This window comes from Acinetobacter sp. YH12145, from assembly GCF_013418335.1.
Classification (GTDB): domain Bacteria; phylum Pseudomonadota; class Gammaproteobacteria; order Pseudomonadales; family Moraxellaceae; genus Acinetobacter; species Acinetobacter amyesii.
Genome location: NZ_VPCE01000001.1, coordinates 18,190 through 30,495, shown reverse-complemented (window position 1 = coordinate 30,495; position 12,306 = coordinate 18,190). Strand labels below are relative to the sequence as shown.

Below are 12,306 nucleotides of genomic sequence, written 5' to 3'. Positions count from 1 at the left end.
TATGGCTGTACTTACAGCTCTAATTACCGCTATCAAAGCTGACAGTGACTAATCTGATTTTTTTCAGAAAGCCATGCTTAGTTGAACCTATGCATGGCTTTAGCACAGAAACTGAAATATTTATTTGAAGTAAAAAAAGGACACCACCATGCCACATATGACGCATAACTATCAGTTAGGGCTTATTGCTTTGGTGGTTTCCTTTATTTTGACTTTTTATGTCCCGATCGCCTATTTCTGGTTCAAGGCATATAAATCGCGTAATCAAAATAAGTAGTGGGGATATTTGCTCTACCGAACACTTTTAGAGCAGTGATCGACAAAACTTAATTTTGCTTACACAAATTGAGCGTATAGTAGGACATCTCAGCGACGCTGGATGTCTATAAAAGATATAAAGCAACGAAGAGAGAACTGTTATGTCTATCCTAAGTTGGGACGATTTCGAAGATGATGAACCGAAACAAGCTGCACAAGCTCACCAGCCTGCGCCCGTCGAACCGCAAAAAACGACTGATTCGCAAGTGGTATCTAATGCACAGCACTCATCGCCGAATTTGGCAGCTGCACAACCCGCTCGAACCAGTACAAATCGACCAACAGATCCAACCGATCCGTTGGCAAGAGCATCTAACGCTCTAGAAAATCTAGACGTTGCACCGGGCTTAGAAGAGCTAGAAATGGGTGCTCAGCGTGTTCAAGTTGATGATAAAGCGATGATCAACTGCCGCGCTGACTTAAACCAACTTGTACCGTTCAAATACGAATGGGCTTGGCAAAAATATCTAGACGGTTGTGCAAACCACTGGATGCCGCAAGAAGTGAACATGAACCATGACATCGCACTTTGGAAGTCTGAAAATGGCTTAACCGAAGATGAGCGTACCATTGTTATGCGTTCTTTAGGTTTCTTCTCGACTGCGGATTCATTGGTTGCAAACAACTTGGTTCTTGCAATCTACCGTCACATTACCAACCCTGAATGCCGTCAGTACATCTTACGTCAATCATTTGAAGAAGCGATTCACACGCACGCTTACCAATACTGTATCGAATCTTTAGGTATGGACGAAGGCGAAGTCTTCAACATGTACCGTGAAATTCCTTCAGTGGCTCGTAAAGCAGCTTGGGGTCTGAAATATACACAATCTTTAAGTGATCCTACGTTCAAAACAGGTACACCTGAAAACGACCAAATCTTGCTTCGCAACTTGATCGCGTTCTACTGCGTACTTGAAGGTATCTTCTTCTACTGTGGTTTCAGCCAAATCTTGTCTATGGGTCGTCGTAACAAGATGAATGGTGTTGCTGAGCAATTCCAATACATCTTACGTGATGAATCTATGCACTTGAACTTTGGTATCGACATGATCAACCAAATCAAGATCGAGAACCCTCACCTATGGACTGCTGAGTTCCAAGAAGAAATCATTCAAATGATTCTTGAAGGTACAATGCTTGAAATCGAATATGCACGTGACACGATGCCACGCGGTGTATTGGGTATGAATGCAGGCATGATGGAAGAATACTTGAAGTTCATCTGTAACCGTCGTTTAAGCCAATTGGGCTTGCCTGAACAATTTGCTGGCGTGAATAACCCATTCCAGTGGATGTCAGAAATGATGGACTTACGTAAAGAGAAGAACTTCTTTGAAACTCGCGTAACTGACTACCAAACTGGTGGTGCATTAAGCTGGTAATAAATTTTTCAGCGAAATATCAAAAGCGGAACCAAAGTGTTCCGCTTTTTTTATGAAGAATTTCATTCACCCAAGCAAATCTATGCATTTAATTTAATTCATATTCTGCTAATATAAAACGGTATAAAAATACATCAATTAATAAAAATCACATAATAAAAGAGGACAGAATGAAAGGTCAGATATTAGATTATTCAGTACAAACTAATTCAGGCATCATCAGTGGAGATGATCAAAACCGTTATGAGTTTACAGGTGCAGAATGGCGTGGCCAAAATACACCTAAACGCGGCGATCATGTAGATTTCGATATCAGTCCAGAAGGTCAAGCTGTTCAAGTATTCAATGCACTTGGCAGCAGCAATCATATTCAACAAATTTCACAGCAACTCGATAAAATTTCAAACCAAGACCAAGCTGAATCACAATTCAACATGATTGATTGGTTTGTCAAATGTCTAAAAAATTATGCCAACTTTACTGGACGTGCACGCCGTAAAGAATATTGGTATTTTGTATTGGTCTATCTTATCGCAATGATTATTACTCTGATTGTCGATTCAGTGCTTAGGACCAAAGGAATATTCACTGGTATTTTCATCTTAGCAATGGTTATTCCGTCCCTTTCTGTTGCAGTACGTCGTTTACATGATATTAATAAATCCGGTTGGTATTGGTTAATACAAATGATTCCACTCGTTGGACCGATTTTAGTCCTAATTTGGCTTGCAACGGAAACTAAACCTGAAGTAAACCAATGGGGACAACCTGCAAAATAAATAAAAAATCGTGGCTACTATTTATGTAGCCACCCTATCAACAGCACATTAACTCAGGAAAAATATGAAAGGACAAATACTAGATTTTTCGATTCAAACTAATACTGGGGTGATTAGTGCTGAAGATGGAAAACACTATCAATTTGCTGGTCATGAATGGCGAGGTCAAAGACCACCTACACGTGGAGAACAGGTTGATTTTGCTTTGGATGAAAGTGGGCAAGCGATTCAAGTCTATATTGCATTACGCCAACAAAGTTTTTCCACCAATACGCGAACAAACTACAGTGAAGAAGAGGAAAACTATGACTTTTTCGCGTGGTCATTCAAACCACTGAAAAAGTTTGCTGAATTTGAAGGACGTGCTCGACGTAAAGAGTTCTGGTTCTTTTGGCTATTTTGTATATTGGTCATTATACTTGCCTCTGTTTGCGATTTCGTTATTGGCAGTGAACCTTGGCTAGAAAATATTACTAATATCGTTTTACTCATTCCTAGCTTAGCTGTTGGCGCACGTCGACTACATGACACAGGACGTTCAGGTTGGTGGCAACTTTTAATGCTCACAATCATTGGGATCATCCCACTGATTATCTGGTGGGCTACAGACACCAAAGCCGAGAACAACCAATGGGGTCAACCCGCTAGAGATCTGCAACAATAAAATAAGGCGCACAATGCGCCTTATCTTTTAACACAAAAATTTAGCCATATTTACGTGCAAAATCTTCATCTGAAGTGCATAGATAAATAATAAATTCAATAAAAGCAACAATGGATGGAATAAAGGTCCAACAGAATAGTAGATACACAATCCCCCATCCAATACGACCCAAATAGAATTTATGGATACCAAATCCACCAAGGAAGAATGCTAAGAGTGCAGCAACAATTCGACTCTTTTGACCGTATTGCGTGCCTAAAGCATTCGGCACAGCGACTAAGTAAATATCGGTTGCGTAACCCATTCCACTTGTCTCAAAATCAACAAATTGTCCACGAGCAGGAACAGTTTGTCCTTTCCAATCGCTTCCAGAAAATTGATAACGATTCTGATCATCTCCGCTGATGATGCCTGTATTATTTTGAACAGAAAAATCTAGTATTTGCCCTTTCATATAATCCTCTATGTTTTATCTTTATTTGATGATTCTTGGACGTTATTTTCATCAGCAATATAACGAATTATTGATGAATATCATATCATTAACTTATCTTGCCAAATAGCATTTTGTAAACATCAACCTCAATGCATATACCACTGCCATCGCAAATATTGCATAACCTGCGGGTGTGATAAACAACGGAATACACAAAACAATCACCACGGTAAAAGGATATAAAAGTTTTCTAAAACCACTTTGATGATGCAATTCATGGAGTAAATATAAACTTGTCGTATAAATCACAAGGCTGATCGCCACAAAGTAGCTTTCTTTTTCAGAACTAATCAGTGCCTCATGCGAAACCACATCGACTGCGGCAGCCAAACTAGCACCAATCGCCGCGATACTAATAAAGACAAAGAAATGTCCATACCCCCCAAGTAAATGCCATTTTGCGGCTATTTAAACGCTCTGCAATACTGGTATCAAAATAAGACCACCACATAGTGAACATCATCATCAGGCCGCCCACCATCAAAAAGATCAGTTCAGTACTAAAACGCTGATTTGTTAATGCATCGGTTATGGCAATCGAGCATCCGACAATAGATTCGCCTAAAACGATAATGGTGAGCAGTGAATATCGCTCAGCAATATGATGCGCATGCCAAGGTGTACGGCTTGCAGCCTCTGCAAAAACTGGCACAGACAGTTCAGCAATTGCGAGCAAAATGAAAAGATAAACGGTGAAATGCAGCGGCGAAAAATGAAAGAGCAGCCACCCGACTTGTACCAGTATGATGCCAAAAGCATAACGTAATGCAGTTTTCCGACGGGACAGATCATGCTTTGCAACGCGAAACCACTGCGTAACTAAGCCTAGACGCATAATGGCATAACCAATCACAATTACGTCAAAATCCTGCTTTTGAAATGCGCTTGGAATACCAGCAGCAATGACCAAAGAACCAATAATCTGTACAAAAGTTAAGATTCGATAGAGCGCATCATCATTATCATATGCCGAGGCAAACCAACTAAAGTTCATCCACGCCCACCACAAAGCAAAAAACACCATGCCATACAGCGTTAAACCCTGAGCCAAATGATTTTCAACAATGGCATGATGCAGTTGCTGCCCTGCTGTTGCGATCGCGACCACAAAGATCAAGTCAAAAAGCAATTCTAAAGAGGTCGCGACACGATGATGCTCATGTGGATCACGTGGGTGCAAAGGTTTGAGCCACTGAGTAAGGAATAAAAATGATTTGGACATAGCATTCAGCTTTATTGTTTTCTGTCTGAATTTTTTCAAAAGCCTGAAATAGTTACAAGGTCGATTACATAAATCAGATGAGAAACAGTTTTCTAGAAAAGGGATAATGGCTTTAAAAACCTACTTAAGCGTTAGATATTTCAATTATGGAAGTAAAAATTTAAAGTAATAAAACTGCGAAAGACGTTTAAGATAAAAACTCGATAGATCGATGTGTTTTTTATATCTCAGCTATATTTTTCTCTAAATTTTAATGACATAATGCTATCCACTAAAATAATAATGAAATCTAAAAGTGATGTTAAAAGAAAAATTAGCGTCTTTTCCTGACGCAGTTTGGGTACAGATCCATTATGATCAAATGCAAGTTTTAACGCGTGATCATCAAATTGTAGCCGAACAAAACTGCCCTTTAGCTTTTATAGAACGCGGAAGTTTTGTCCGAAACTATCATGTTGCAGAACAGTGCTTCAACCAACTCATACAACAGATCCACTTCAAGTGGTATGAGTTTGGACAGCCGGTTATTTTTATTCAGTTAAAAGAACGCTTAAGTGAAGAAGTCAGCGCACTCGAGCTACAAGCCATTCAAGAAATGGCTCTAAGCGCAAATGCACATTTTGTATTTGTTTACGACAAACATGGCATCGCACTCGAAGCAGAAACCATCCAAAATGATGAGTCTCCTTTGCTCAAATGGTTTTTCTGTGGGGTGATCTTTCTCATTTTGCTGATTATCTTTAAATAATCAGCTTCATTCGCAAGGGTAAATCAAACTACGATACTTTCTGCTGCTGCAATTGCTCAATACTCGAAATCAAATCGTTAAAACGATCAATCACCAGAGCCGGTGCAGCCGTTTGAATTTCTTCTGCACTACCATAACCATAGCTCACAGCAATACTTGCCACTGCATTACGGCGTGCGCCTAAAATATCGTACTCACGGTCTCCCACCATCACACATTCTTTTGCATCTAACTGTTCTTGCTGCAAGATGTATTCAATTAAATCGCCTTTGTTGGTGCGCTCGCCATTTAGTTCACTGCCATAGATCATAGTAAAATATTGAGCTAAATCAAAATGTTCTAAAATTTGGCGGGCATAGACCGTCGGCTTTGCTGTAGCAACATACAAGCGAAAACCTTGCTGTTGTAAAGTTGCTAGAGTGTCGGCAACCGCAGGATACACTTTATTTTCAAATAAGCCGGTCACTGCAAAGCGCTCGCGATAACCAAGTAAAGCCTGATCTGCAAGTACATTATGCACATCGACATTGAGGATTTTGGCCAAAGAGGCTTTCAAAGGTGGTCCAATGATCCAATCGATATTGGTCTCATCCGAAATGGGATGTCCAATTTTCGCCAGTCCATAGCGTGCTGAAGTGGTAATGCCAACTTTTGGATCTGTTAATGTTCCATCGAGATCGATCAATATATTCTTAATCACAGCTTTTACCTTATCCATTCACTTCTGCAAAAATACTATCGAGTGTTCGCTCAAAGTTGCCTATACTATCGCAAATTTTGTTTAATAAGGACATCATTGTGCGCCCTACTGTACTGTGCTTTTCAGGTCTTGACCCTTCAGGTGGTGCAGGACTGCAAGCGGACATTGAAGCCATTGGTCAAAGTGGTGCACATGCTGCCATTGCGTGTACAGCATTAACCGTTCAAAACTCACAACAAGTGTATTCATTTGAAGCAACCTCTCGCGAGTTATTGTTGGCTCAAGCACATGCTGTCGTCGGTGACCTCCCTATTCGCTGTGTAAAATCAGGAATGTTAGGAACGACTGAAAATATCGCGGCTCTCGCTGAGTTTTTACGTGAACATCCCGAATATCATTATGTTCTCGACCCCGTTTTAGTTGCCAATAGTGGTGGTTCTTTGGGCGATCAAGCAACTTTGGTCAAAGCCTTTGCGGAATTGATTCCGCTTGCCACTGTGCTTACACCCAATACAGTAGAATTACGCGCACTCACAGGTGAAGACGACATATCTAAAGCTACAGCAAAACTTTTTGCGATGGGCGCTCAAGCGGTATTAGTAAAAGGTGGGCATGAAAATACGCCAGACTATATACAAAACTCGTTGTACATTCAGGGTGAATTAGTCTCTGAAACCCGTTGTCCACGACTAGATGGGGAATATCACGGTTCTGGCTGCTCATTGGCGAGTTTTATTGCTGGGCGATTAGCCTTAGGTGATGAGCTCAAAGCGGCTGTTCATCATGCCGAAACATGGCTATTTGGTGTGTTGAAAATCGCTGAATCACCTGTTGTGGGCGGACAAAAAATTCCAAAACGTTTTTAGTATTGTTGGTTATTCATGTTAAGCCGATAAAAACTACTTTATATGATTTAAAAGCCCTGTATATCAGGGCTTTTTGTAATTAAGAGTCGAGTTGAACCCAATATACTAAGGTTGGAATTTCCCATGCACCGCCAGCAAATCCTTTGCACTGTGTAGTTTTTGCCATATAAGTTTGGATAAAGCGCTGACCGTTCCACGACCATTCCCCTTTACTTTGACAATCGCCAATCCCTCTTCCACGTTGGTTGGAGAAAATTTGTCCTTCACTAAACCCACTTCCAGAAAAGGTCACGGATTGTTTGATTTGCTTTAAGTTACGATCCATCAGCCAATAGCCATTACCACTGTTATATGCCCCACGCCAACATGGCACTTCGACCAAGGCATTTTTTCCATTGATTGGAAACACCACGACTCGATCATCCTCTAAGAAATTTGCATCAAAGAGTTGAGGACAATCTTCCACTATGGTTTTTTTCTTAATCAAGCCAAATAATTGTTTGGCTGTGGGCGCATTGACGGCATACCGTGTTTGTAAGCCCTTACTATAATTTTGAATATACACTTTCGGAATACTTTTCGGTTTGAGTACATTGGCCGAACTGCTATTAGCTTTACGCAATAATGCCGAATTTGTCCCTATGCGCTTTTGAAAATCATCCATACGGAGCAAAACCGCACTAGCGCCCTGCACAGACAATAACCATGTTTTGTTGTTGCCTTTCCACACAATCGGTTGATTGGCTTGTAAGGCTTGAATCAGTTTTTGAGTTTGAGCTGCACTTAACTGACCTTCCGCAGTTTTGGCATCAAGCTGCACAGTTCCCTGATTTTTACCTAAAGTGTAAAGTTGAAGTGGTTTATTTGCCGCACTTAACGTTTCAGGATCGAGTTTCACTCGTGCGCTGACTTGCGCTTGAGCGCCCGCAGCACGTTGTAATAATACAGAAATAGTGGGCTGATTGCCCTCCGCCTGATAACCTGCAACGCGACAAGTCCCCGTATTATCACAAGCGATTTCCCAATCCTTATGTGAAAAATAATTTCCTTGAATTTGAGCAAAACTCACACTACAACCCAATGCAGCAACGTAGCCCAATAAAAGTTGCCAGATGACATTATTTTTGTTCATGTCTTTGGCTCAAAATAATTATATTAGAGCCATCTTAGAATGCTTTTCACTGAAACTCCAGTTTAAATGGATCTGCTACATGATTTAAATTTATAGAGATGAATCATTCAGTTGCTGTATCTCTTCACATTTTTTTCGTTTCGCATTTTCATCACTGAGCGTATTCATCAAATCTGCCGCTAGGTCTTTTAAAAGACTCATATCATCATCGGTCATTTGATTCGGCTGCCGATCTAAAACACAGAAACTTCCCAGGGCCACCCCATTACGGTCTCTAAGTGCAACGCCTGCATAAAAGCGAATGCGGTTATGCATCAATTCAGGTAAATGCGCAAAGCGTGGGTCACGTTGTAAGTCTTCAATAATCAAGCGTTCATTTTGATAGACCAAATGGCTGCAGATTGAGTCTTGCTTCGACTGGCGCACCTGCATCGGTTGCTCGGTAGCCTCAGCCAAAGGGCTACCTGGGGTATAGACCCAGTCTTGCTTGACCCAAGAAATTTGTGCATATTTCACATCGAAGGCTTGTCGGGCTTCTTCAATATATTGTTCATAAATCGGTAAATTCCGATCATCCAAAACATTCAGTTCTTCTAATGCTTTTAAGCGCTGCGCTTCAACGCTAGGATTAGGCTCATCCAACCAAGATTCACCCTGCTTCAATTGAAAAGCTTCAATGGTTAATATCAAATCATTCATATTATTGACTACAGCATCGACGGTGAAATTTTCTTTGATCGCATCTAATTGCTTTACTTCATCACAGCTCCACAGTGCAAAAATCAGTTTTTTATCTGGAAACTGCGCCTTAAAAAAATGGCTTAATAGACGAATTTGAGCTTCTGGTGCTGTATGAAAAATCGAAATACATACGATCTGAATATCCTCTTTGATATCACCTATACTTTGATGCTGATTTTGAATTAAGACGTCGCTAAAAGCCTGAGCCTGAATACCGCTTAAGCTTAGGCCATGCGCCAACATAGCCGATACTTGAACATCAATTTCCCAACGTGCGCCGATACACAAAACCTCAGTTTTCTGATCCTGCTGTGCCACTGGATATGCCCTTTGAAAACTATGATTAAACAGTTTTAATCCCTGATGTAAACGTAGTCGATGTTCAGCACTGGCCTCGGTGTTGTGGCCTCTCGAAAAAATCCGTATGGCTGGAATCGCGACTTTGGCATAAAACGCATTAACCCGACGTGCCTTGATTTCATCCGTCGCATCCTTCGGTAACTTTTCAGCAATAAAATTTTGTGCGACATCCACGGCATCTTGCACATCATCAGCGACTAATCTCTGATAGAAGCGCTCATGCGGTGCCAATGCAGGTGTACTACCGATCAGGGTTTTAATAAAACCTAAGGATGGTACATAGCTCGAAAGCACCAATAAACATGCGGTTAAAGGCGTCGATAAAATTAAACCAATCGGCCCCCACACAGCCGTCCAAAACATGGCGGCAATAATAATGGCTAAGGTTGAAAGTCCGGTACTTTCCCCATATAACCAAGGCTCAATAATATTATTACTGACCAATTCCAAGAGCAAAATTAAACCCACTGTCCATAGCACCATATTCCATGTGGGATCTACCGCAAAAGCCAATGCAATGGGGAAAATCGCAGAAATCATTGGGCCGACATAGGGAACAAAGCGCATCACTATCGCCACCATTCCCCACATAATTGCTGCCGGCACCCCAATAAACCAAAGTCCCAAGGCCATCGGAATACCATAGGTCACATTAACCATCAGCTGCATACGTAAATATTTACCGATACGATTGGCCGCTTCATCTAGTGCATCTGTACCGATATTTAAATTGCCGCCCAGCAGCTTAAGGAAACGGTCATGCAAATCTTTCCGATTGACCAAAATCAGAATCACAAACAAAAATACAATACCTGCGGTTGCCAAGGGATTGAGCACCCGCTCGCTCCAAGCCATAACCGCTTCAGCCGTGGTTTGTTGTTGCCCCACTACTTCAACTTGCTGAACTTTAGGATTTTTCTCTTCAGGCACCACATCATCTATCGAGTTTTCAACAGTATCTATGGTGGTTTTTGCGCCATCCCAAACACTCGGGCCGCGTGCAAATTGACGAATAGAATCCATTTTCTTTTGAATCGTACCGTGATATTGCGGTAACTCTTGGCTTAATTGCCCCAGTTGATAACCCAAATAAGAGGCCGCGCCGGACAAAATCGCCAAAGCCAAACCGACCACAATAAATATCGATGGCATCTGTGGTAGTCCCCAACCTCGGAGTTTCATCACCAAAGGGTCAACTAAAAAAGCCGATAAGATTGCGAGTGCCAATGGAATAAAAATATCTTTACCAAGATATAAGGCCGCAATCAGCAAACTGCAGATGATGAATCCTGCCGTGATTCGAATCACTTTATGTAAATCTGCGGGAGGCATTTGCTTCGAGGCGTTCAGGTCTTGTAAGCCTTGCTTTTGACCTGATGGTGATGATTCAAAATCTTGCGCTAATTTATTATTTTTATGATCCATTTTCTTATCCTGAACGATGGTCATTATTTTTTAATTTAGGCTGAAGTTTTAGAACTGCATACGCATTTCATGTAATGATTTGCAAAGAAAAAAAACAGAGCGACATGGCTCTGTTTTCATACTGCTTTTTGAGAAGAATTAAAAGGTAATCACTTTACTTTGATGAGTCACAATATCCACTGGAACAGAAATATGTTGATGAACGATCTTCCATTGAGTCTGTGTTTTTTTCATCCCAATGGTGTTACGACACCATGAGATCCCTGGCGTCGGTATCCCACTCTTATCATCAATTTTGGAATAACAGTGCAGAAAGGCAATATCAGGTTCTGCATGGATGACCAGTTCCCGCCTAAACACCTTTAAACCTTCACGAAAATACTCTCTATAAAATTCCCACATTTTTTGATATGCCATTAAGCCGCGCATTTCACAACTGGCATCAAAAAAATTCACATCTGCTGCGCAGGATTCAGCAATATTCTCAATTTTCAATTGGCAGATAACCTCATCCCAATTGGCTAAAAATTGCAGAATTTCGTCAGCGGCCTGTTGGTCACCAACTATTTTGATTTTATCTTGCATCTCTGGCACCTATTTCCTTTATTTTTTATGAAGCATTGTTCTGGGAGGCGTTTGGAAGTTGAATTTCAACGATCTTCCAGCTCCAACCGCGGCGTTGCATCCTAAATACGGTATATTCTGCTTCGCTTAGGCCTTGGAGCGGCACATACAGATCAAATCGATTCCAAGCGCTGTAGCTTGCTTTGGGTTTAAGTGATTGGCTTTGTTTTAAAGCGACAGTAGTTGGAGTTGCATCCTTTTTGGATGATGTTGATGTATGAGGTTGTTCTGCGACCTTATTTTCAGCATGAGTGAATAGTTCAATCCCTGAGCTAATCATGCTCGGATTGGTTAGTTGGGTTATTTCTGGTAATTGGATCGACTCTTTTAATGCTTTGCCTTGTAAAAGCAGCATGATACTGTTTGGATTGACCAGACTGTCGACCAGCGTTGCACTGAGGACTGTGCTGAGCTGCCCACCCCACGACTGAGCGAATTCGGGTAAATGCTGTAGCCCAGATTTCTGTTGAATGAGGTCTTTAACTTGTGGTTTTAGACTCGATTTGACTGCGGCAAAATCGATATATTGAGCAATTTTTTCAGGTTGATTGTGCTCATAGGCTTGACGTATTTGGTACAGCACCCAATACGGAGACGCAATCATCCAACCCAAGACGATGATCAAGATCGCAATGAGCCCATAATACAAAATATGATTCTGCTTATTCATCGTTCACCACTCTAGCCAGTGAAGTTGTGGTACTTCCTTGTACCGTTAAATAAGCCTGATCTAGATTGAATAGCATCCAACCTAACAGCGCTTATCTGAGAACCATATAGCTTTTGATCTTGTGATTTTGACGAGCCTTCAGGTTTGTTCATCTCGCTTTGGCTGTCTTAATCAGG

General features: G+C 41.2%; 11 protein-coding genes and 1 pseudogene. 5 read left to right on the top strand and 7 right to left on the bottom strand.

Features of this window, described 5'->3' with window-relative positions; genetic code table 11:
- Positions 1-419: 419 nt before the first annotated feature.
- The 3 genes from FTU80_RS00155 to FTU80_RS00145 all read left to right on the top strand — a co-directional run bounded on the left by FTU80_RS00155 (position 420) and on the right by FTU80_RS00145 (position 3,146).
- On the top strand, positions 420-1,703 hold the full coding sequence (locus FTU80_RS00155; protein WP_078191110.1) for a ribonucleotide-diphosphate reductase subunit beta: 1,284 nt from the start codon (positions 420-422) through the stop codon (positions 1,701-1,703).
- A gap of 170 nt (positions 1,704-1,873) precedes the next feature.
- The gene (locus tag FTU80_RS00150) at positions 1,874-2,482 is read left to right on the top strand and encodes a DUF805 domain-containing protein (protein ID WP_180078221.1); all 609 of its coding nucleotides are present in this window, start codon (positions 1,874-1,876) and stop codon (positions 2,480-2,482) included.
- Between the two features lie 64 nt (positions 2,483-2,546).
- The gene (locus FTU80_RS00145; RefSeq protein ID WP_180004738.1) at positions 2,547-3,146 is read left to right on the top strand and encodes a DUF805 domain-containing protein; all 600 of its coding nucleotides are present in this window, start codon (positions 2,547-2,549) and stop codon (positions 3,144-3,146) included.
- Positions 3,147-3,186: 40 nt separating this feature from the next.
- Here the strand turns inward: FTU80_RS00145 and FTU80_RS16340 are convergent, their stop codons facing one another.
- Both FTU80_RS16340 and FTU80_RS00135 read right to left on the bottom strand, forming a co-directional pair.
- The gene (locus FTU80_RS16340) at positions 3,187-3,600 is read right to left on the bottom strand and encodes a TM2 domain-containing protein (RefSeq protein ID WP_228144741.1); all 414 of its coding nucleotides are present in this window, start codon (positions 3,598-3,600) and stop codon (positions 3,187-3,189) included.
- Between the two features lie 93 nt (positions 3,601-3,693).
- Positions 3,694-4,864 (bottom strand): annotated as a pseudogene (locus FTU80_RS00135) (low temperature requirement protein A).
- Between the two features lie 295 nt (positions 4,865-5,159).
- Here FTU80_RS00135 and FTU80_RS00130 point away from each other — a divergent pair.
- Entirely contained in the window at positions 5,160-5,612 is a 453-nt protein-coding gene (locus FTU80_RS00130) for a hypothetical protein (RefSeq protein WP_180083534.1), read from the top strand.
- Between the two features lie 28 nt (positions 5,613-5,640).
- Here FTU80_RS00130 and FTU80_RS00125 read toward each other — a convergent pair whose 3' ends face one another.
- Positions 5,641-6,312, bottom strand: coding sequence for an HAD-IA family hydrolase (locus FTU80_RS00125; RefSeq protein WP_180083807.1), 672 nt, complete (start codon positions 6,310-6,312; stop codon positions 5,641-5,643).
- Positions 6,313-6,410: 98 nt separating this feature from the next.
- Here FTU80_RS00125 and FTU80_RS00120 point away from each other — a divergent pair, with 98 nt between their 5' ends.
- Positions 6,411-7,178, top strand: coding sequence for a hydroxymethylpyrimidine/phosphomethylpyrimidine kinase (locus tag FTU80_RS00120; protein ID WP_078192312.1), 768 nt, complete (start codon positions 6,411-6,413; stop codon positions 7,176-7,178).
- Positions 7,179-7,257: 79 nt separating this feature from the next.
- On the opposite strand, the gene FTU80_RS00115 is transcribed toward FTU80_RS00120, so the two are convergent.
- The 4 genes from FTU80_RS00115 to FTU80_RS00100 form a co-directional block, all read right to left on the bottom strand.
- Positions 7,258-8,310 (bottom strand): DUF1176 domain-containing protein, encoded by a 1,053-nt coding sequence (locus FTU80_RS00115; protein ID WP_180083531.1) that lies wholly within the window; start codon positions 8,308-8,310, stop codon positions 7,258-7,260.
- A 90-nt stretch (positions 8,311-8,400) separates the two neighbouring features.
- Positions 8,401-10,836 (bottom strand): AI-2E family transporter, encoded by a 2,436-nt coding sequence (locus FTU80_RS00110; RefSeq protein ID WP_257221367.1) that lies wholly within the window; start codon positions 10,834-10,836, stop codon positions 8,401-8,403.
- 138 nt (positions 10,837-10,974) lie between these two features.
- On the bottom strand, positions 10,975-11,421 hold the full coding sequence (locus FTU80_RS00105) for a nuclear transport factor 2 family protein (RefSeq protein ID WP_218948979.1): 447 nt from the start codon (positions 11,419-11,421) through the stop codon (positions 10,975-10,977).
- A gap of 25 nt (positions 11,422-11,446) precedes the next feature.
- Positions 11,447-12,130 (bottom strand): DUF2939 domain-containing protein, encoded by a 684-nt coding sequence (locus FTU80_RS00100; protein WP_180083528.1) that lies wholly within the window; start codon positions 12,128-12,130, stop codon positions 11,447-11,449.
- Positions 12,131-12,306 lie beyond the last annotated feature (176 nt).

What these genes read in the sequence shown, in the direction of transcription:
- FTU80_RS00115 (WP_180083531.1), bottom strand. Translation starts at nt 8,310, where the DNA reads ATGAACAAAAATAATGTCATCTGGCAACTTTTATTGGGCTACGTTGCT.
- FTU80_RS00105 (WP_218948979.1), bottom strand. Translation starts at nt 11,421, where the DNA reads ATGCAAGATAAAATCAAAATAGTTGGTGACCAACAGGCCGCTGACGAA.
- FTU80_RS00145 (WP_180004738.1), top strand. Translation starts at nt 2,547, where the DNA reads ATGAAAGGACAAATACTAGATTTTTCGATTCAAACTAATACTGGGGTG.
- FTU80_RS00155 (WP_078191110.1), top strand. Translation starts at nt 420, where the DNA reads ATGTCTATCCTAAGTTGGGACGATTTCGAAGATGATGAACCGAAACAA.
- FTU80_RS00150 (WP_180078221.1), top strand. Translation starts at nt 1,874, where the DNA reads ATGAAAGGTCAGATATTAGATTATTCAGTACAAACTAATTCAGGCATC.
- FTU80_RS16340 (WP_228144741.1), bottom strand. Translation starts at nt 3,600, where the DNA reads ATGAAAGGGCAAATACTAGATTTTTCTGTTCAAAATAATACAGGCATC.
- FTU80_RS00110 (WP_257221367.1), bottom strand. Translation starts at nt 10,836, where the DNA reads ATGGATCATAAAAATAATAAATTAGCGCAAGATTTTGAATCATCACCA.
- FTU80_RS00100 (WP_180083528.1), bottom strand. Translation starts at nt 12,130, where the DNA reads ATGAATAAGCAGAATCATATTTTGTATTATGGGCTCATTGCGATCTTG.